The organism is Polynucleobacter hallstattensis (assembly GCF_018881835.1).
In the GTDB taxonomy this organism is placed as follows: domain Bacteria; phylum Pseudomonadota; class Gammaproteobacteria; order Burkholderiales; family Burkholderiaceae; genus Polynucleobacter; species Polynucleobacter hallstattensis.
The window spans coordinates 432904-453303 of record NZ_JACVPO010000002.1 but is presented as its reverse complement, the minus strand read 5'-3'; the positions used below and the strand labels follow the sequence as shown (position 1 = coordinate 453303).

Below are 20400 nucleotides of genomic sequence, written 5' to 3'. Positions count from 1 at the left end.
AGCGAATGGGAACAGAATTTATTTATGACGCGGTTGTGATTGGCGGTGGTCCAGCAGGAGCTACGGCAGCCCAAACATTGGCTAAAAAAGGCAAGCAAGTTTTATTGCTGGATAAGCGAGGCAGAGTGAAGCCTTGCGGCGGAGCAATTCCTCCGCGCTTAATAAAAGACTTTGAGATTCCCGATGAGCTGTTAGTTGCTAAGGCAAAATCAGCACGTATGGTTTCACCGCTCGGAAAAGCGGTTGATATCCCGATTGATAATGGCTTTGTTGGCATGGTCGATCGAGCCCAATTTGATGAATGGTTGCGCAAGCGCGCCGTTGCTGCTGGAGCAACTCGGGAAGATGGTCTTTTTGAAACTCTGACACGTGAAGGCCCACTGGCTCGCATTCATTACCGCACAAGAGGATCGCGTGATGGCGATTCTGGTGCTATCAAAAGTGTTCTTACTAAAGCAGTGATTGGCGCTGATGGTGCTAAGTCTCAAGTTGGAAGAAGTGCTGGAGTAAAGGGTTGTGCTGAAGCCAATTACGTCTTTGCGTATCACGAAATCATTAAAACTCCGCCAAACACGCCACATCATTTTGATTCCACCCGATGTGATGTGGTGTATCAAAAGCCGATCTCCCCCGATTTTTATGGCTGGGTATTTCCTCACGGCGATACGATCAGTATCGGTACTGGAAGTGCTGACAAAGGCTTCTCCTTAAGGAATGCTGTTGCCAAGCTGCGCTCAGATGTGGGTCTTGAGGGTGCGGAGCTCATCAGGCATGAGGGCGCACCTTTGCCGATGAAGCCCCTTAAAAAATGGGATGATGGACAGCAGGTTGTGTTGGCTGGTGATGCAGCAGGAGTGGTTGCCCCGGCGTCTGGCGAAGGAATTTATTACGCCATGCTGGGGGGTCAATTAGCAGGCGAGGCTGTCTATGAATTTGTAGAGAGCAATGATCCCGCAAAGTTACAGTTAGCCAGAAAGCGCTTTATGAAAGAGCATCGTATGACTTTCTGGGTATTGGGAATCATGCAGTATTTTTGGTACACAACTGACAAGCGACGCGAGAGTTTTGTCAAAATGTGTGAAGACAAGGATGTTCAGAAGCTGACCTTCGAGTCTTATATGAATAAAAAACTTGTACGCAAAAAGCCTTTGGCTCATATTAAGATCTTCTTCAAAGATATGGGGCATTTATTGGGATTAGCTAAGGCATGAAGATTTTCTTCGAGCGCAAGTACCTTCTAATGATCGCCGCATGGATGATCATTACTTCTGTTGCGGGTGGATTAGCTACAGAGATCGGGCCTTGGTATTTCTCGTTGAAGCAGCCTGCATGGAAACCACCAGATTGGGCCTTTGGTTTGATCTGGACGATTATTTTCATACTATCAGCAGCTGCTTGGATGATTGCTTTTAACAATCGTCCAACAAGGTCGCAGAGAATTTCTTTAGTTGGCCTATTTGTGCTCAATAGTTTCTTAAATATCCTCTGGAGCATCTTTTACTTTCGTATGCACCATCCAGATTGGTCTCTGATAGAGGCAGGCTTTCTATGGTTATCTGTCTTAGGAATTATGGTGGTTATGTGGCCTATTCATAAGTTGGCAGCCTTTTTAATGTTGCCTTATTTGATTTGGGTCACTATCGCGATGTGTCTGAACTGGGAGACTCTAGTTCTCAATCCGGGGGCTTATTAAACAATGGCCAGCATGAAACTACTTAATCTTGGTGTCAATCATCATACTGCTCCGATAGATATTCGGGAAAGTGTTGCCGTAGCCCCTGAGATTTTGCAAGACTCATTGATTGATCTGCGTAAGTACTTGCAGGGGAAAAATTCAAACAGTAGTCCTGAAGTGGCAATTCTATCGACTTGCAACCGTATGGAAATTTACTGTGCTGCAAATGATATTGAGTACGCAGATAACGACTTTGAAAAAAGAGCTTTTGATTGGTTAGCAGCGCAAAATAATGTTCAGGGTAATGCGCTGCGTCCCTACATTTACTCTGCAACATCAGCAGATGCTGTTAAGCATGCCTTTAGGGTAGGTAGTGGCCTGGATTCTATGGTGCTCGGAGAGACCCAAATTCTCGGACAAATGAAGAAGGCAATTGACTGCGCTAATCAAGTAGGGACTGTCGGCGCATATTTGAAGCCATTGTTTGATAAAACTTTCTCAGTTGCCAAGGTGGTTCGTGGCAGCACTCAAATTGGCGCTCATTCGGTATCTATGGCGGGCGCCTCAATCAAACTAGTTCAGCGTATTTTTGGTGACATCAATGGATGTAATGTGCTGTTTATCGGCGCAGGAGAAATGATCGGCCTTTGTGCAAGTCATTTTGCCGGGAAGAAGCCAAAAAAGATTGCGATCTCTAATCGTACGGTGGATAGGGGTAGTGAATTAATCAAAGCCTTCGCCGATCAAAATTTAGTCACTGAAGCATTCCCATTACACGAGTTAGCCCAGCACCTACATGAATACGATGTAGTGGTATCTTGCACGGCAAGTTCATTGCCCATTATTGGCCTAGGCATGGTTAAAACGGCCTTGAAAGCAAGGCAGTTTCGACCCATGGTCTTAATTGATTTAGCCGTTCCAAGAGACTTTGAATCTGAGATTAAGAGTGTCAAAGATGCCTATTTATATTCTATCGATGACCTGGGTGAGATTGTGAGCGCGGGCAAAGCCAATCGCACAGAGTCTGTCCATGAGGCAGAAAAGATTATTGAAAAAGGGGTGATCGAGTTTTATCAAGCCTTAGAAAAAAGAGCAGTAGTGCCCATCATTAAATCGATTCAGGATGTGGGTGAGCGGTATCAAAAAATTGAACTGGAAAAAGCAGGTAGAAGAATTGCCAAAGGAGAGGATCCCATGATTGTTCTTTCTCAAATGGCTAGTGCACTAGCCAATAAATTTATGCATGCCCCAATTTGTGCGCTTCAGAACTCTAGCCATGAAAATCTGGAAGATTTTAAGAAGATCATTTCGACAATTTATACATCTAAGTAAATTACCATGTTAAAAGTCACCAATCTTCTCGAGACTATCACTAATCCTGCTGATTTGAGGACTTATGAGCCTAATCAGCTTCCTCAAATAGCTCAAGAATTACGCAGCTTTATTCTCAACTCAGTCTCTAGTACTGGGGGGCATTTATCCTCTAATCTGGGCACCGTAGAACTTGCTATTGCTCTGCATTACGTATTTAATACTCCTCATGATCGAATGATTTGGGATGTAGGTCATCAAAGTTATGCCCATAAGGTGCTGACGGGGCGACGTGAGGGAATGTCCACACTTCGCCAATATGGCGGTATTTCAGGATTTCCAAAGCGCAGTGAGAGTGAGTATGACGCTTTTGGTACTGCGCACTCTTCAACAAGTATCTCGGCTGCCTTAGGGATGGCAGTGGCAGCGAAGACTAAAAATGAAAAGCGCAGTGTAGTGGCAGTGATTGGTGATGGTGCCATGAGTGCCGGTATGGCATTTGAGGCCATGAACAATGCTGGCGTAAATAAAAAAGTACCTTTGATAGTAATACTCAATGACAACGAGATGTCGATTTCACCAGCAGTCGGTGCGCTCAATCGCTATTTGGTCAAACTCATATCGGGCTCGATGTATGCCGCGACCAAAAGAGGTATTGACAAAGTGTTATCTGTAGCTCCTCCAATACGAGAGTTTGCAAAAAGATTGGAAGGTCATGCAAAAGGAATGGTTGGCCCAGCAACGATCTTTGAAGAGTTTGGATTTGATTACTATGGTCCGATTGATGGGCATAACTTAGATATATTAATTCCTACTCTAGAAAACATAAAACAGCTTGCTCAAACCGAGGGACCTCAGTTTCTTCACATCATTACGAAAAAGGGTAAAGGCTACTCACGGGCGGAAGACGATCCCATTCTTTATCATGGCCCCGGTAAATTTGATGCAAGCATAGGAATTCAAGCTGGTAAAGCCGCCAAGAAAACATTCACCCAAGTATTTGGTGAATGGTTATGCGATATGGGCGCTGCTGATGAGCGACTGATTGCGATTACGCCAGCTATGCGTGAGGGCTCGGGATTAAACGAGTTTGAAGCTCGCTTCCCAGATCGCTACTATGACGTTGGAATTGCAGAGCAACATGCTGTTACCTTTGCTGCTGGTATTGCCTGTGAAGGCTTAAAACCAGTAGTTGCGATTTACTCCACCTTTTTACAGCGCGGCTATGATCAGCTGATTCACGATGTCACCTTGCAGAATCTCCCGATTGTTTTCGCGATTGATCGTGCCGGTATCGTGGGTGCGGATGGTGCAACGCATGCTGGCGCATTTGATGTTGCCTTCTTACGTTGCCTGCCAAACTTAGTTCTGATGACACCTTCAAATGAGCAAGAATGCCGTGCTATGTTGAGCACTGCCTTTAAGCATGATGGCCCTGCAGCTGTCCGCTACCCACGTGGTTCTGGGGTTGGAACTCCAATTGAATCTTCATTAGATGCGCTACCTATCGGTAAGGGCCGAATAGTTCGCAGTATTCGCAATGAAGCGCCACCAAAGAAAAAAATTGCTTTTATCTGCTTTGGGCCAATCTTATATTCCGCCCTAGACGTGGCGGAAGAGATCAATGCGACTGTAGTAGACATGCGCTTTGTTAAGCCGCTTGATGAAGAGCTACTTCTGACTATTGCCCAGTCTCACGACGCTCTGGTCTTGATTGAAGATAGCGCAATTCAGGGGGGTGCTGGAAGTGCTTGCCTTGAGGTGCTGTCAAATAAAAATATTCAAATAGAAACTCTTCAACTTGGATTGCCGGATGAGTATGTAGAGCATGGCGATGTCAATCTACTCTTAGATCATTACGGACTCTCTGCTCAGAAGATAAAGCAGAGCGTTATTTCACGATTTGGATAAAGTATTGGCAGGACAGGATTTAATTCAAGAGCTTCCATATCGGGACTTATGTACTGATTGTGGAGTTTCGCGCACATCAGCCCCGAAGCGCTGCGCTACGGCCTGTCAATTTATTCAGCCTGATTACCCAAAATACGAACTATCAGTTCATGGTAGAGAGCGTAAGTTAGAAAATTCGGATGAAGTATTTTTTGGGGCTTACCTCCACATGTTTAGGGCTCGACTAGTCAATCCATTGCCTGGTGCGCAATGGACAGGAATTATCAGTCGCTTATGTGAAGTGCTATTAGAGAAAGGGGAGGTTGACGCTGTTATTACCATGCGTTCTGACCCCGAGGATCGCTGGAAACCCAGCCCAGTCATCGTCACTAAAGCGGAGAATATGGCCGAGTGTCGAGGTATGAAGATGGGTTATGCGCCCATCATTCAGTATCTTGAGCAAGCGAGGGATCTGGGATATGAAAAAGTAGTGATGGTAGGCATACCTTGCCAAGTCTATGCTGCAAGAGCATTAGAAAAAGAGCTTGGATTTGAGAAGTTACTCATCATTGGATCTCCTTGCTCTGACAACACAACAACCGAAAACTTTCATCAGTTTTTAGGTTTGCTCAGTCCCAATCCCGAAGATATTACCTATTTAGAATTTAGAGCCGATTACCATGTTGAATTGAGATTTAAAAATGGTGAAGTGCAAGAGATCCCTTTTTTAAAGTTACCTCTCAGCACTTTGCCCGCAGATTTTTTCCCAACGACTTGTAAAACCTGTGTTGATTACGTCAACTCCCTATCGGATATCACGGTGGGGTATATGGCAGGCACGGGGGAGCAGTGGATTATTGTTCGCAACCCAAAAGGTCAAGAGCTCGTAAACCTCCTTTCTAAGGAGCTATCGCTTGAGCCGGTGAGTTCCGCTGGCAATCGTTTAGGCCCCGTTAAAGGCTTTATGAAAAATGTGGAGCTTGCTGCAGGTGGCTTGCCATTGCAGCGAATGCCCAACTTCATGCGCAGTATTTTTGCCTGGGTAATGCCGAGATTTGGGCCTCGCGGGCTAGAGTTTGCTAAAGCGAGGGTAGAAATGAAGGCAATCGAATCGGTGATTCATTTACGCAGCATTGCGCCGCACAAAATAAAAAATATGGTGCCTAAAGCCACCTGGGTTTTGCTTGAAAAATATGAAATACGGCCTTCTAGTGATGAAATAAAGGGGTCTAGGGAAAGTACTTAAGCTAATTCATTTGAGTATCTTCAAAAATGAGCCTATAAAGTAAACATTCCCATTTATAGGCTCTTAGGCAGTCATAGCGATCTCAAGTAATGATTTGAGACTGTGATCTGATCAGGTGATGTTCATGAATTTATCCAGACTAGTGAGCATCGCTAAATCTAAAAAGAGATCTAGCCAAGACGACTCCAAACTTAATCAGAATTCCCCCTCAAATCAGCCCAATAGCATCTGGGAGGACTGCCTGGTTGCAAATGCGCCCTCTAAGACTACATTTGAAAAAAACGATACTCCGCATCCACTAGAAAAAGCCTGCACGGAAGAAGAGTATCTTGAGTCGCTAGTCAAGACGATTGAAAACAATATATTGCCCTTGATCGTTGAGCAGCATCTAGAGACATCGATTTCCTCAGTTTTAAAAGCGCCTCCAGCCGACCTGATTACCCAGCAATCGATTACCGAGTTAACGCAATTGGTATTGCAAGAGGATGCGAGAACCTCTGTTAGCTACGTCAAAGATATTCATGCTTCAGGCGTTAGTCTCGAAAATATTTATTTACTCTTACTAACTCCAGTTGCGAGAAAACTGGGTGAAATGTGGGAGGATGATCAGTCTAGCTTCACCGACGTCACGATTGCACTTTGGCGTATCAAGCAGTTGATGTATGACTTAAGTCCCATCTTCCAGCAATATGCAGAGCAAAATAAAACTGGTTCGAGCATCATGCTTGTTCCCTTGCCGGGCTCGCAACATAACTTAGGGCTATTTATGGTTTCTGAGTTTTTTGCTAAAGCGGGCTGGAGAATCTGGGGTGAGTTGGCTGCTACACAAGAGGATATTGTTTCCATGGCACAGACAGAGTGGTTTGATGTCATTGGCCTATCGGCAAGTTTACGTGAACAGTTCCCGCAATTAAAAGACCTGATTCAAGAAATCAAGCTTAAATCCAAAAATCCGCGTGTTGGTGTGATTGTTGGCAGCCCTGTTTTCAATCAACACCCTGAGTTAGTGTATGAATTGGGTGCTGATATGGTTGGATTTGATGCAGCGGATGCCTTGGAAAAGGCAACTTATTATGTTGAGCGATTGCGCTAGTTCATAGGTGTCAGTGCATGGCGGCAGAATTGGAGAACGATCTTTTTTTAAGAGCTTGTTTTTCTCAAAAGACAGAAAGAACGCCTGTTTGGTTGATGCGGCAGGCTGGACGCTACCTTCCAGAGTATCGCCAAACCAGAGCTAAGGCTGGAAGTTTTCTCGATTTAGCCAAAAGCCCAGAGTACGCAACAGAAGTTACCCTGCAGCCTATAGATCGCTATGGCCTAGATGCTGCGATACTATTTTCAGATATTTTGACTGTTCCAGACGCAATGGGATTGGGACTCACTTTTGATAGCGGTGAGGGGCCGAGGTTTTTGCACCCATTAAGCTCCGAAGAAGATGTAAAAAAGCTTCCAGTAGCTAATATGGAGCAGCTCCGTTATGTTTTTGATGCCGTTGCATCCATCTCTAAGGCACTCACCTCCAATGGCAAACAGCAAGTTCCCTTAATTGGATTTACAGGAAGTCCCTGGACTTTAGCTTGCTACATGATTGAAGGCGGTGGATCAAAAGACTTTGCTAAGACAAAGAAAATGCTCTATGACCGCAAAGATCTCATCCAAAAAATATTGGATATCAACGTCCAATCCATCACTGAATACCTCACACTGCAAGCAGATTCTGGCGCTCAGGCCCTCATGATTTTTGATACTTGGGGTGGCCTATTGACCCCGAGTGACTATCTTGAGCATTCACTAGCTCCCATGTCAGCAATTATCAGCAGCATTAAAAGCAATCCCAAATACAAAGACCTGCCTATCATCTTGTTTACCAAGGGAGGGGGTCTTTGGTTAAGCGATATTGCGCAATCAGGTGCCAATGTGATTGGTCTGGATTGGACTATAGAGCTTAAACGTGCGCGACAAACTATTAACCATGCGTCCAAAAACCCAATTGCAATTCAGGGTAATTTAGACCCCTCGATTTTGTTAGCAAACCCTGCTGAAATAGATGCTCGTGTCATGCAATTGTTTCAAGGTTTATCAACGGCTGATGTTGCTGGTGGCAATCCACTCGATGGACATATTTTTAATCTGGGGCATGGAATTTCACAATTCACCCCTCCAGAGAATGTTGCTGTTTTAGTCGATGCCGTTAAGCGGTATTCAACAAGCTTTAGGGCAAGTGCCCAATAAGAGAAGTCAATTTTTTAAAGGCAGATTCTGAGGTGATGCAAGGGAGCTAATATGACGATCATGAAATTTTGTTCAGTGTTTGAAGCCTTGGGTTGTGAAATCAGATTACAAGTTTTTGATTTCATCATGCAGGCAGGTGAGGACGGAGTTGCACCCAAAGAAATAGTCGAGCAGTTTGGGGTGGATTCAGGGACTCTGCAATTTCATTTGAAGAAACTGATCAACGTCAATCTCGTCAGCAAAAAAAATACCAGAAGAAATAGGCGTTACTACTGCGCCAGTAATATCCCAGCAGTTTTTCAGCAATTAGTTTTTCACAGTGATGCCATTTAACTTTTCCTCTTATCTAGCTAAGGTACATACATTATGAAAATTTACGATTGGATTACTGCGGCTGAAAAAGCTATTTTGATCCTCATTGCATTCTTTACTATTTTTAGTGTCGGCATAGAGATGTATGCCGTTCTTATAAACGGAAAAATTGCTTTAACCGATCTATTGTTAATGTTCATTTATGCCGAGGTTCTAGGTATGGTGGCAGCCTTTTACAAGTACAACAAGATTCCAATTACTATTCCAATCTTTATTGCCATTACAGCGCTTTGCAGGCTGATTATTTTGCAGGGCAAAGGAATTAGTACGATTGACTTGATATATGAGAGTGGAGCGGTATTGTTGCTGGCTCTTTCAGCGATCATCATCAAAAAAGCCATGAGTACCAAAGAATCAGGGGAATAAACCCCCGTTTTGTCCGCTGACTAAAAGCTTAGACTTCAAAACTCTTTGATACAAATGAGGCGCCACCATCTTGTCCCAGCGCCTTAACAAGAATGGGTAAGCTTTCTGACAATTGCTTTTCTAAAGTCCATGGTGGATTAATGATGAACATGCCGCTCGCCTGCAGTCGGCGCTCTTTTGGGGCATTCTCAACCCGAAGCTCAACTTGTAAGCAGGATCGCTTGTGGGTTGCCGCAATCTTTTTCATATGATCCGGTAGAGAAGCGGATTCTCTTCTGGAGAGGCACGGATACCAAATTGCGTAACACCCGGTAGCGAAACGATGCAAAGCCTCTTCGATCGCCGTTTCGAGATAGCGATAATCCTGCTTATCTTCATAAGAGGGATCAATTAACACCAACCCGCGCCTACTAGGTGGCGGCATCAAGCCTTTTAGTCTTGCAAAGCTATCTTCTGCATAAATGTCGACTTGCTTAGACTGCTTGAGCTGGCTGATATTGTGGCGCAGGATATCAATCTCTTTGGGATGTAACTCAAAGAGCTTCAGGCGATCTTGTGCTCTCAGTAAATGCGCCAGGATAAATGGAGAGCCGGGATAGACGGCAATCTCATTAGTATTATTTTCGGAACGAATGTGTTCGAGATAACTAGCTATCCCAGAACTTATCGAATTACCCTCTGCAAATTTAGCCAAGCGATAAATACCTTGATCAGCTTCTTTGCTGACGGTTGCAAAGCCATCAGTCAGGCTATAGATCCCAGCACCAGCATGCGTATCCACAATAGTCAAAGCACCAGGCTTTTCTTGCAGGTACTCAACTAAATGAATCATCACCAGATGCTTCAGAATGTCAGCATGACTACCCGCATGAAAAGCATGGCGATAACTAAACATCTTTATATGGCCCTGGGTTTTTGCGCTTTAATAAACAAAGCTAAGGTAATGCTAATTAACGCCACACACGCGTATTGCAAAGACTGATTGAGTTCTGAGTCTAGAGTTTGTGTAAGGAGAACATGGATAGTTGCAAGGCCACCTAGCGCAAGTAAGCGAGGCCCGATCTGATTGGGCGCCATCTGTTTCTCTGGAATAAACCCAGCCAATATTGCGCCCAACATTCCAGACCATATTCCAATAGCACAGCCGGCCAATACATCAGTGAGCCAGTGAGCGCCAAGTGCATTGCGAGAGATACCTGAAAAACTCGCAATGATGAAGATCCACCACAAAGAGGCTCTTTTGTCTCGATCACTAGCAAAGTAGATTCCGGAAATTACCGCAAAAGCAGTTAGCGTATGGCCGGAGGGCATTGCTTTATACAATAGCGGTTCACCGATACGATAAAAGTCCTCTAAACCCAATACTCCAGCAGGACGAGGAAGGGCTAAAAAAGGCTTGATGATTTGACTAATGGCGCCACCAATCAAGGATGCCAATAGTCCGGCGCTCAATAATCTTGGCGCTAGCAGCAAGAGAGGAAAGCACAGCGCAAAGATGCCCCAACCATTGCCAATAAAAGTAAGCCAAGTCCAGAAAGTATCTGGAAGTAACCGGGTGCAATGATTAATAAATAAAAATGTCGGAGTTTGTAATTCACCAAAGTAAATGGCAATTGCTAGACTGAGCGGTAGAAGCGGAATACACCAAACCCAAATTGATGCAATCGCTAAAGCCGATTTGCGCTGCTCAGTCATGCGAATTAATGCGCCCGCTCTTGGTCGGCTTCATTTAATTGATGCGCCATCTTCTCTAGTACCTGAGCAACGGTGATGGCCTGCATGCAGACATTGTCATGACACGGTGTTTTGCGATGATTAGCTGCACTAACGCACGGAGAACATGCCAGATTAGCAGTAATTGCAATCGATTTACCAATAGAGCCATACAGTGCTGGTGTTTCTGGTCCGAAGAGGACGACTGTTCGCAGTGGAGTAACAGCGGAGAAGTGGCCGGGCCCAGAATCATTGGTCACCATGACATCGGATAGCGTGTACAGCGGCGGCAATTCCGCAAAGCTCACTTGACCTGCAAAGTTTAGAGCATTTTTAACATTGGCAACTGCACGGACTTTTTCAACATAGTCAAATTCAGCTGGGGAGCCAGTAATCAGAATGAGATCATTTGGATAGCGTTGATTTAATCCCTGAATCAACTCAGAAAAGCGCTGTTGAGCCCAACGCCTTTGTGGCAAAAGATCGCTAGCATTGGGGTTGACCAAAATGAGGCGTTGCTCACCTTGCTTAAATGCAATGCCAAAAGTCGCAGTCAGTTTCTCAATGCGCTCGCGAACTTTACTCAATACTGCCGGATCAATCACCGCTTGCTCTAAGCGAACTTCTGAATCTGCAATCTGTATCTTGCTAAATGGCACTTCAATCTCTTTAGCAAATGCTGCATGAATCAGAGAGAGAAAATTCTTAGTAATGTGAATGTGTGGGTTGTAATGAACTTTACGTGTCAGCATAAAGCCGCGCCATAACCCTTCACCATGAAAGATGTGATAGCCCACACGAAGGCGTGCGCCACATAAGCCGGTCAGTAGAGCAGTAAAGCGAGAGAATAACTCCAAATCAATCACGGTATCGATACGATGCTTGCGAGCGAGTAGCAAAAATTTCAGCGTATCTTTAATTAAGCCGCCTAAGCTTGAGGAGTCGATTGTGAAAATATTCTCAGGTTTCACCGTATTTAACAAAGTCAGGCTGGCGCGATTGCTTTTAAAGATCAGGAAAAATAATTCAGCGCCACGAGCTTGTGCATTACGCATGGCAGGATCAACCAAGATTGCGCTGCCCATTTCAGATAGTTCAATAAAGAGTAATTTGCGGGGCGCCTCTGGACTGCGAGCAAAGATATTCTTCACGCCATCCATTAGAGCAACGACAGGGCTTGCTAATGCGCAAAGTGGGACGCCGACCCAGTGGTCAATTGCACGCATGGTGTTGACGCTAATACTCATAGTAGGGCTCTAAAAGAATTATTTCCGTTTTAATAAAAAGTAAGCGCCTGGCAATACCGATAAGACGGTAATGGCACCATAACTAATGGATGCTAATACTGTCATGGATGGACTAACGCCCCACAATGCCAGTACAGAAGAGAGTGTAGCTTCACGCAAGCCCCAGCCGGAGATGCTGATTGGCAGCATTAATAAAAGACTTAAGGCAGGCAAGCCAATCATCAGGGCTTCAATCGGCGCGTCGACTCCATAGGCCTTGAGACAGAAGAGTAGCGTCAAAATAGTCAGGGAGTGAATGCCAATTGCAAATGCGGCTTGAGCTACATTCATAGGCCAAGAAAATGCGAACTTGATGCCAGGCAGGGCATGATTCATTTGTACGCGCTCTAGTAATTTTTGCAATAAATTACAGCTAGGCCCCCATGCCAAAATAGCAGCGAGTAATAAACCTGCTGTCACCATAATCCCAGTGACCGCATATCCGAGATCGGTACCCCAAGCGGCTAAAGTCGCACCACCCAAAATGAGGCCAAGTCCACCTAGCAAATTATTTCCAGCCAAGCCAAGCAAGCGATCTACCAACACCATGGAAAAGCTCAGGCGAAGTTTAGGAGTAGCGTGCTCTAGGTCAACAGAGTGATGTAGCTCTTCATCGAGCTTCTTCGCTTCAGTCAAACTGCCGCTACTATTTAAATGAGTAGCAGTAATGGCGCGATAGCTATCGCCACCTAAGGTACTTGGCAATCCCTGATTAATGAGTCCACCGGCAAAGTAGAGTGCCACAAAACTAATCAGACTGCCTTGAAAGCCAACCTTACGCATCAAAAATCCCCAGCGCAGTCCACCACAAATAAACGCTGAGATCATGGCTAATCCTGCTGCTAAAAACCACCAGGGCTGCATCTGAATATCGGAATCTAATATGGCGTGCCAATCAATTCCGCTGGTAGCTTTCCAGAGAAGGGCGATCGATAACAAAATACGAATCGTGGGCCATGCCCGCTTCAGGATTGCTTTCCACCCAGATGTGGCTTTGGGGGTGGCTTGGGGTTGTGAACTCATAGGCATAAGGATAATGCCTATGGCTCCTAAGGTCTTGAATTTGGGGAATTAACGCGTTGCGCCAGCACCCTGCCAGTTCCGGCAGAGGCTGTACTCAAATTTGGATAAGACTCGCCCAAATCGAATAATTTCTAGGCTATCTAAGGGTTCACAGACTTCAAAGGCCAGATTTCCGCCCACGGGTGACCTAAAAGTCATGCCCGACCAGTTAATGAGTAAGACGTTTGCGCCAGCGGGTAATTGCCCAAACCAAAGGTCAAACTGATCCTGTCGTTGGTCCAGCACAAAGACCGGGAGTGGTTGAGCATACCAAGCAGCACGACTACCCAAAGTCCAGTTTTGTACTGCAATCCCATTTGCCTTGCTGGCTTGCGCTAATTGAGCTGCTTTCTGGCCAGCAAGCTTCCAGCCATAGAGATCAGCAATGGGGTTTGATTTCACTGCCGAGTTAGTAAAGCCTCCAGCCAGAACAAAACCAAAACCGAGTAAGCAAATCAGTAACTGCCCAATAAGCAATATTCGAATTACCAAGCGGTGCTGCATGGCCCATGTTTTAGCTAGACCGATGCCGGCAAATGGCGCAAGGCAAAACCAGGCAGGTGTAGTCCAGTGGGGCAGGCTACCTCCACCAGATAGCGCAGCAAAGATCACAAAGGGAATTGCGAAGAAACTCAGTAGAGCAATCAGAATCAGCTTTTGCGAGTGGAGACAATGCTTTAAAAAAGAATAGGTGCCTAAAATTAATAAAGCTCCAAAGCAGGCGATCTGAATACCTACAAAGGCACCGACTCTTCGCCACTCCCAAGCACCACCACTACCATGGGCAATTTGATATTTGAATGAGATCCAATCATTGATCCAGTTCCAATAGAGTACGGGGCTAATCACGATCAAGGCAATTGCGACTGCTAGCCAAAAGCCGACTTTAGTAATCCAGACTTTTTTAGGCGAAGCTAACAATACGAAGAGCAAAGCAAATGCAGTAAACGCAGCGGTGTACTTACTCAGACCTGCCAAGCCCAGTAATAAGCCGGTAATGATCCAGTCCGTAATGGAGAACTGATCTTTTCGGGTCCAACGTAAGGCCATCAACATCAAGCCAAGACTTAAGGGGGCAAGTAGGGTGTCTGGTAAAAGACCAATTGCTAAAACGTGGGGCAATGGTGCTGCAATGATCGCTAATACCGCCATCAATCCACACAGGTTTGCTGATGGAAGAGCGGTAGTGAGGTAACCCGCATTACGCCCTTGTATCAAGCGGTGAATTTCCACTGTCACTCGATACACTAAGAAAGCGGAGAGCACCCAGAGTAATTCCGGAATTAGGCGAATGATCCCCTCGGATGATGTCAGACTTACTAATGGCCATTGGATCCAACCCACCAGTGGTGGGTGATCAAAATAACTCCAGGCAAGGTGCTTTGCATATAGAGCGTAGTGCGCTTCATCGACAGAAAACTCAATCGAGAAACCCAGGGCAAGATGGACCAGTGCAGCAATGCAGATGCTGATGACAGCCCAGCTCGAGGGTGATTGATGACGCATGCAATGATTTTAGACTTAAGCAAGCCATTCTTTGGGACAATAAAGCGGATGCCTATAAAAACCCCTTTTCGATCCCTGCTGCTTTTGACCACGATTGTCATCTCCTTGGCTGGTTGTGCGGGCTTGACTGGAAACTCGATTGAGAATGAGGCGGGGCAGCCATTCAATGCGGATCAATTGCCAGCTCAAGAGGATTTACCCAAGTTCTCTGCGGAGAAGCCACGCGCTGGCATGCCAGATGGTTGGCATTTCTATCGCATCGCACCCTATAAAAAGAATACGCTTTATCGCCTTGAGAATTATCAAGGTCGCACAGTGCTTGCTGCTAATTCCAAAACCTCAGCATCTGGTCTCGCGGTAAAACTTCGACCGCGCTCGGCTCAGAACTTATGGCTGCAATGGGAGTGGAAGGCGGTAGGTGCAATACCGCAGGCAGACAATGCAGATAGTCAGCATGATGATGCACCACTACGTATCTTGGTAGCCTTTGATGGCAACAAATCTAAACTGCCCCTCAAAGAAAAGCTCACCTTTGAGATGGCCAGTCTAATTAGTGGCCAAGAAATGCCTTACGCCACAGTGATGTACATCTGGTCAGGTAAGAATTCAGTCAATACCGTCCTGAACAACGCTCATACCTCTCGTGTGAAGATGATTGTGGTGGACTCTGGTTGGGATGGTTTGGGAGAGTGGCGCAAGCACGAACGGGATTTAGCCGCGGACTACAAGTCGGCTTATGGAGAGACACCAGGTAATGTCATTGGCATTGCACTACTGACGGATACAGACAATACAAAATCAGAGACCCGAGCCCTGTACGGCGATATCGAGTTACTGCGTAAGAATTCCAAATAGCCTATCTATTCTTCGGGCGCCAGCGCTTTAAGAGGAGAGCATTGCTCAATACGCAAAAACTGGAGAGCGCCATTGCACTGCCAGCTAGCATGGGCGATAAATATCCCAAAGCTGCCATTGGTATGCCAATCGTATTAAATGCAAATGCCCAAAATAAATTTTGCGCAATCTTATTCCAAGTTTTTTTGGAGATATCGATTGCATCAGCCACCAAAGTAGGGTCGCCACGCATTAAGGTAATTCCGGCGGCTTGCATGGCTACATCAGTCCCAGTAGACATCGCCATACCCACATCTGCTATCGCCAATGCCGGCGCATCATTTACGCCATCACCAATCATCGCGACATATTGCTTTTGTAGTGCGGGTGGGTTTTGTAATCGATGAATGTTTTGCGCTTTATCGCTCGGCATAATTTGTGCAAAGACTTCATCAATACCAATCATTTTTCCTACACGAGTAGCAGAAGATAAATTATCACCAGACAACATCACCGTTCGAATATGCAATGCATGCAATGCATCGACTGCTGATTTTGCATTGGGTTTCAGTTCATCTCCAAAAGCAATGACAGCAATTGGTGAAGGTGCGCCATTACTTTCACTACCTGAGCTCATCAGCACAGAAACAGTTTGACCCTGTTCAAAATACGCCTGTGCTTTTTGCAACACCATAGCGTATTGAGGACTAGCTTCAAGCGAAGCTACGCTTTGTAAACGCAGTGTTTGACCTGCAAAAGGACCGCTACTCGGAATACCTTCAATCCCAATACCAGGCAAGCCTTTACTAAACGAGGTGGTAATAGGTGCGATACCTTTTTCCTTGGATGAAACTAGTAATGCTTTTGCCAACGGATGTTCACTTCCCAACTGTAAGCCTGCAGCAGTGGCGAGGATCTGATTGGCATCGGCAATTGATGTATCAAAAGGTAGTAGGGCGAGCATGCGCGGCTTACCTATTGTTAATGTGCCAGTTTTATCAAAGGCAACGATATTGAGCTTATGAGCCAGCTCTAATACTTGTGGGTCCTTAATCAGAATGCCAAAGCGTGCGGCTATACCAGTACCGGCCATGATTGCAGCCGGAGTAGCTAAGCCAAGCGCGCAAGGACAAGCGATCACCAAGACCGATACGGCGCGTAAGATGGCAATGGAGATGGAGTCTAAGTAAAGCCAGTTGCCGATTCCCGTCATGAGCGCAAGCACAATGACGGTCGGCACAAATACCGCACTCACTTGATCAACCAACTTTTGAATCGGCGCTTTTTGTGTTTGTGCTTCCTCTACTAAGTTAATCATTTGTGAGAGTACGCTTTCAACACCAACAGCTTGAGCCATCACTATTAGCACGCCTTCACCATTTAAGGCGCCACCAATAACCGTTGACTCGATTGATTTCTTAACAGGCTCGCTTTCGCCGGTGAGCAGGGATTCATCAACGTGGCTAGCACCAAAAATAACGACACCATCTACCGGAATACGTTCACCGGGAAGAATGAAGACTTTATCGCCAGGCAGCACTTGTTCTAAAGGTAAGTCGCGATAGTGGTCGGCGCCGATAGCCTTATTGCCCTGCAGATCAACATTGGTGTTTAAAACTTTGGCATGCTCTGGCCAGAGCTGTTGCAGGGCGCGAATCGCTTCACTGGTTTGTTGCTTGGCTCGTGCCTCTAGCCATTTACCCAATAAGACCATGCAGATGATGACCGCTGATCCTTCGAAGTAAAGTTCATGTGCGTGGCTTGAAGTGAGCAATATATAGAGACTGAGTCCATAAGCAGCGCTCGTCCCTAAGGCAACGAGCAGGTCCATATTGCCCGCACCGGCCATGACTGATTTATAGCCCGCTACATAGAAGCGCCATCCTAAAATGAACTGGACTGGTGTGGCTAAGGCAAGTTGCCACCATCCTGATAAGGACCAATGAATTCCAAAAGGCATGAACAGCATTGGCAAGAAGAGGGGGGCGGATAGTGCAAAACTCAGAATCACTCGGCCTAAGCCATCGGCAGCCCAAAATGACTTACCAATCCTCTGATCAGGATTACCCCGAACAGAGCTTTCTTTGGCTTCGTAGCCTGTCTTTTGAACTAGCGCAATGATCTCCGCTAAGCTGGACGAGCCCCGTTGAGTACGAATTCTTGCTTGCTCGGTAGCTAGATTGACGCTAGCCGCCTCTACCCCTGGAATCTTGCCTAGAGCCTTTTCTACCCGACCGACGCAGGAGGCACAGGTCATACCACCAATGTCGAGGGTATAAAACTCTGAATTAGACGATTCTGTAGGGCTCATGTAGAAGATAATCTACTGCAAGGTGAAAAAAAGCCATTAGCAACTGTATTTTGACCGTTTTGAAGGAGAAGCTATGTTTACGCTCAAGGTTTCAGGGATGACTTGTGGTGGTTGCATCAACGCAGTCACTAGGGCTGTAAAGGCCCAAGATCCCCAAGCGCAGGTTCAGGTGGACTTGGCGACGCAGCTGGTCACGCTAGAAACCAGTCTTTCTCCGGAGTTAGCCTCTGGGCTGATAACGGAGGCTGGATTCCCGGTTTCACCTTAGCCCTTAATTTTGGTTTTAGCAATTTTTTGCATGTGCGGTTAATCTACGCACTATTTGATTTTTCATCATCAGGCTTAATAAAAGAGGCTGAGCTGGCTTTACAAAAGCCCGTTCTGCTGAATAGGAGAGAGTTTTGTCACTTACTGTAGAGACTGTGCAAGCTGCACTAAAGGGTCTGATTGACCCCAATACCCAAATTGATTTTGCAACATCTAAGAGCGTTAAAAATTTACGCGTTGATGGCGGTGATGTCAGTTTGGACATTGTTTTAGGTTATCCAGCAAAAAGTCAATTTGATGCTATTCGTAAATCGGTGATTGCTGTGCTCCGTGAATTACCTGAGGTTAAAAACGTCAGCGTCAATGTGAGTAGTCAAATCGTTGCGCATTCCGTTCAGCGCGGCGTCAAACTATTGCCTAATGTAAAAAATATTATTGCTGTAGCCAGTGGCAAGGGTGGGGTCGGAAAGTCCACTACCGCCGTTAATCTCGCTTTAGCTTTAGCGGCTGAAGGTGCGCAAGTAGGTATGTTGGATGCGGACATTTACGGACCAAGTCAGCCGATGATGTTGGGTATTACCGGCAGACCAGAATCTATTGAAGAGAACACCATGGAGCCCATGGTAGGCCACGGCCTCCAAGCCAGTTCGATTGGTTTTTTGATTGATAACGATGCTCCTATGGTTTGGCGTGGCCCCATGGTGACCTCGGCCTTAGAGCAACTGCTGCGTCAAACCCGTTGGCGTGATCTCGACTATTTAATTGTAGATATGCCTCCTGGTACCGGCGATATTCAACTCACGCTTGCTCAAAAGGTGCCTGTTACAGGCGCGGTAATTGTGACTACGCCCCAAGACATTGCTTTGCTAGATGCGCGTAAAGGTCTAAAGATGTTTGACAAGGTTGGCGTACCCATTGTGGGCATCATCGAAAATATGAGTACCTATATCTGCCCAAGTTGCGGTCATGAAGAGCATGTGTTCGGTACTGGTGGCGGCCAAAAGATGTGCCAAGAATATGGTGCTGACTTTTTGGGCTCATTGCCCCTGAACTTATCGATACGCGAGCAGGCGGATGCGGGTCGCCCAACCGTAGTGGCCGATCCAGATGGCGCTATCAGCGAAATTTATAAAACGATTGCAAGACGAGTTGCTATCAAAGTAGCAGCGCTTTCTAAAGATATGAGCAATAAATTCCCGAACATTGTGGTTCAAAACACCTAAGGCCTTATGCGTTTTGCTGTGATCATGCGTAAGCAGTTTGTTGATAACCCGTGGATTTCATATCGGTGGGCGCCGCACGAGGTATTGCCGGATTTTGGGCAATTTACGAGTACGTCTATAGCAGGCAATAAGATTTCTGGACAGTTTCTAGGGCGCGATGAACAAGGTGAGTCTTGGTTGTTTACTGGATACGAACTGAATCTTTTTCCGGATGAGGCTGAAGGTTATTACCTCAATTTATCAGCCACTCTTCCTGCTTGGTTTGTGATGTGGCGTCTTGAGGAAGATGTTGAGAGATACATAGACGCACAGTCTATTGACTTGGCCAAAACAGAGCCCTCGTTTGCCATTCCCCATCGGATCAGCGTAAGCTACAACGAAGCAGGGCGTCTATTAGATGGCGGCGAGTCGGTCGATAGTGTGCTTTTGTCTACAGAGCATGCCTCTTGGCTGCAAGAGTATGTCAATGAACATTACCGTCCTGAACCAAAAAAACGTCATCGTCCTGAATCATTCAAGGGTGCAAACCGCCCAGTGGAGGATTGATGGCTGATGGTTTTTTAAGTCGATGGTCACGTCGCAAGTCAGGCGAGGATATTGAGCCTGAGAAAAAACCAGGCGAGCTCGCTAAGGAAAAATTAGCTGTCAGTCCGCAGACTATCCAGCAATCAACCGAGCTTGAAGATGCTCCGCCGCCTGCTTCATTAGATGATGTTGAAAAGATAGATCGCTTTGCGCCAGACTTCTCAGCTTTTATGCAGCCTGGAGTTGATCCAGCAGTTCAGCAAGCGGCAATGAAGAAGATGTTTTCAGACCCGCACTTCAACATCATGGATGGTTTGGATATTTATATCGATGATTATTCAAAGCCAGATCCGATCCCTTTGGAGATGCTCAAGCGTATGGTTCAGTCCGATATGCTGAACATCTTCCGCAAGGATGATGATGGAGAGCCTGAGGCTACTACCGCTGCTGGCATCGACAATTCGGGATCCCAAGATCTAACTTTGCCCGCTCCTGACCAGACTGATTTAACATCCACACCAACATCTATTCAGGAAGTGGGAAATCAAGCCCCCCTATCCGTGGATAAAAAAACCAGTTAA

At 46.0% G+C, this 20400-nt stretch carries 20 protein-coding genes; 14 read left to right on the top strand and 6 right to left on the bottom strand.

Going from position 1 to position 20400, the window contains the following annotated elements; all coding sequences use genetic code 11:
* Nucleotides 1-5 precede the first annotated feature (5 nt).
* The 9 genes from ICN26_RS08765 (at nucleotide 6) to ICN26_RS08725 (ending at nucleotide 9092) form a co-directional block, all read left to right on the top strand.
* A complete protein-coding gene (locus tag ICN26_RS08765; protein ID WP_215354041.1) occupies nucleotides 6-1211 on the top strand; it encodes a geranylgeranyl diphosphate reductase in 1206 nt (401 codons plus the stop codon).
* Entirely contained in the window at nucleotides 1208-1693 is a 486-nt protein-coding gene (locus ICN26_RS08760) for a TspO/MBR family protein (protein ID WP_216268054.1), read from the top strand. Before ICN26_RS08765 ends, ICN26_RS08760 begins: the two co-directional genes overlap by 4 nt.
* A 12-nt stretch (nucleotides 1694-1705) precedes the next feature.
* The gene (gene hemA, locus ICN26_RS08755; RefSeq protein ID WP_215354039.1) at nucleotides 1706-3007 is read left to right on the top strand and encodes a glutamyl-tRNA reductase; all 1302 of its coding nucleotides are present in this window, start codon (nucleotides 1706-1708) and stop codon (nucleotides 3005-3007) included.
* A gap of 6 nt (nucleotides 3008-3013) precedes the next feature.
* Nucleotides 3014-4897: a 1-deoxy-D-xylulose-5-phosphate synthase gene (gene dxs / locus ICN26_RS08750; RefSeq protein ID WP_216268053.1), complete on the top strand. Its 1884-nt coding sequence runs from the start codon at nucleotides 3014-3016 to the stop codon at nucleotides 4895-4897.
* On the top strand, nucleotides 4890-6122 hold the full coding sequence (locus ICN26_RS08745; RefSeq protein ID WP_255534458.1) for a Coenzyme F420 hydrogenase/dehydrogenase, beta subunit C-terminal domain: 1233 nt from the start codon (nucleotides 4890-4892) through the stop codon (nucleotides 6120-6122). Before dxs ends, ICN26_RS08745 begins: the two co-directional genes overlap by 8 nt.
* A gap of 124 nt (nucleotides 6123-6246) precedes the next feature.
* Nucleotides 6247-7215 (top strand): cobalamin B12-binding domain-containing protein, encoded by a 969-nt coding sequence (locus tag ICN26_RS08740; RefSeq protein ID WP_216268052.1) that lies wholly within the window; start codon nucleotides 6247-6249, stop codon nucleotides 7213-7215.
* A 17-nt stretch (nucleotides 7216-7232) separates the two neighbouring features.
* Nucleotides 7233-8354 (top strand): uroporphyrinogen decarboxylase, encoded by a 1122-nt coding sequence (gene hemE, locus ICN26_RS08735; protein WP_216268051.1) that lies wholly within the window; start codon nucleotides 7233-7235, stop codon nucleotides 8352-8354.
* A gap of 51 nt (nucleotides 8355-8405) precedes the next feature.
* Nucleotides 8406-8687: a winged helix-turn-helix domain-containing protein gene (locus tag ICN26_RS08730; protein WP_216268050.1), complete on the top strand. Its 282-nt coding sequence runs from the start codon at nucleotides 8406-8408 to the stop codon at nucleotides 8685-8687.
* Between the two features lie 33 nt (nucleotides 8688-8720).
* Nucleotides 8721-9092 (top strand): phosphate-starvation-inducible PsiE family protein, encoded by a 372-nt coding sequence (locus ICN26_RS08725; RefSeq protein ID WP_216268049.1) that lies wholly within the window; start codon nucleotides 8721-8723, stop codon nucleotides 9090-9092.
* A gap of 28 nt (nucleotides 9093-9120) precedes the next feature.
* Here the strand turns inward: ICN26_RS08725 and ICN26_RS08720 are convergent, their stop codons facing one another.
* Genes ICN26_RS08720 through ICN26_RS08700 form a run of 5 tightly spaced genes read right to left on the bottom strand, consistent with a single transcriptional unit; the run spans nucleotide 9121 to nucleotide 14659 of the window.
* A complete protein-coding gene (locus ICN26_RS08720) occupies nucleotides 9121-9987 on the bottom strand; it encodes a 23S rRNA (adenine(2030)-N(6))-methyltransferase RlmJ (RefSeq protein ID WP_216268048.1) in 867 nt (288 codons plus the stop codon).
* Between the two features lie 2 nt (nucleotides 9988-9989).
* On the bottom strand, nucleotides 9990-10787 hold the full coding sequence (locus ICN26_RS08715) for a phosphatase PAP2 family protein (protein ID WP_216268047.1): 798 nt from the start codon (nucleotides 10785-10787) through the stop codon (nucleotides 9990-9992).
* Nucleotides 10788-10792: 5 nt separating this feature from the next.
* On the bottom strand, nucleotides 10793-12052 hold the full coding sequence (locus ICN26_RS08710; RefSeq protein ID WP_216268046.1) for a glycosyltransferase family 9 protein: 1260 nt from the start codon (nucleotides 12050-12052) through the stop codon (nucleotides 10793-10795).
* 18 nt (nucleotides 12053-12070) lie between these two features.
* The gene (locus tag ICN26_RS08705) at nucleotides 12071-13114 is read right to left on the bottom strand and encodes a lysylphosphatidylglycerol synthase transmembrane domain-containing protein (RefSeq protein ID WP_216268045.1); all 1044 of its coding nucleotides are present in this window, start codon (nucleotides 13112-13114) and stop codon (nucleotides 12071-12073) included.
* A gap of 48 nt (nucleotides 13115-13162) precedes the next feature.
* Nucleotides 13163-14659: a glycosyltransferase family 39 protein gene (locus ICN26_RS08700; RefSeq protein WP_216268044.1), complete on the bottom strand. Its 1497-nt coding sequence runs from the start codon at nucleotides 14657-14659 to the stop codon at nucleotides 13163-13165.
* 48 nt (nucleotides 14660-14707) lie between these two features.
* On the opposite strand from ICN26_RS08700, the gene ICN26_RS08695 reads away from it, so the two are divergent.
* Nucleotides 14708-15514: a DUF3047 domain-containing protein gene (locus ICN26_RS08695; protein ID WP_216268043.1), complete on the top strand. Its 807-nt coding sequence runs from the start codon at nucleotides 14708-14710 to the stop codon at nucleotides 15512-15514.
* A gap of 1 nt (nucleotide 15515) precedes the next feature.
* On the opposite strand, the gene ICN26_RS08690 is transcribed toward ICN26_RS08695, so the two are convergent.
* Entirely contained in the window at nucleotides 15516-17804 is a 2289-nt protein-coding gene (locus tag ICN26_RS08690; RefSeq protein ID WP_216268042.1) for a heavy metal translocating P-type ATPase, read from the bottom strand.
* Nucleotides 17805-17877: 73 nt separating this feature from the next.
* Between ICN26_RS08690 and ICN26_RS08685 the strand changes: the two genes are divergently transcribed.
* The 4 genes from ICN26_RS08685 to ICN26_RS08670 all read left to right on the top strand — a co-directional run bounded on the left by ICN26_RS08685 (nucleotide 17878) and on the right by ICN26_RS08670 (nucleotide 20400).
* A complete protein-coding gene (locus ICN26_RS08685; RefSeq protein ID WP_216268041.1) occupies nucleotides 17878-18072 on the top strand; it encodes a heavy-metal-associated domain-containing protein in 195 nt (64 codons plus the stop codon).
* A 133-nt stretch (nucleotides 18073-18205) separates the two neighbouring features.
* On the top strand, nucleotides 18206-19294 hold the full coding sequence (apbC, locus tag ICN26_RS08680) for an iron-sulfur cluster carrier protein ApbC (RefSeq protein WP_216268040.1): 1089 nt from the start codon (nucleotides 18206-18208) through the stop codon (nucleotides 19292-19294).
* Between the two features lie 6 nt (nucleotides 19295-19300).
* On the top strand, nucleotides 19301-19840 hold the full coding sequence (locus ICN26_RS08675; RefSeq protein ID WP_216268039.1) for a DUF3305 domain-containing protein: 540 nt from the start codon (nucleotides 19301-19303) through the stop codon (nucleotides 19838-19840).
* On the top strand, nucleotides 19840-20400 hold the full coding sequence (locus ICN26_RS08670) for a DUF3306 domain-containing protein (protein ID WP_216268038.1): 561 nt from the start codon (nucleotides 19840-19842) through the stop codon (nucleotides 20398-20400). Before ICN26_RS08675 ends, ICN26_RS08670 begins: the two co-directional genes overlap by 1 nt.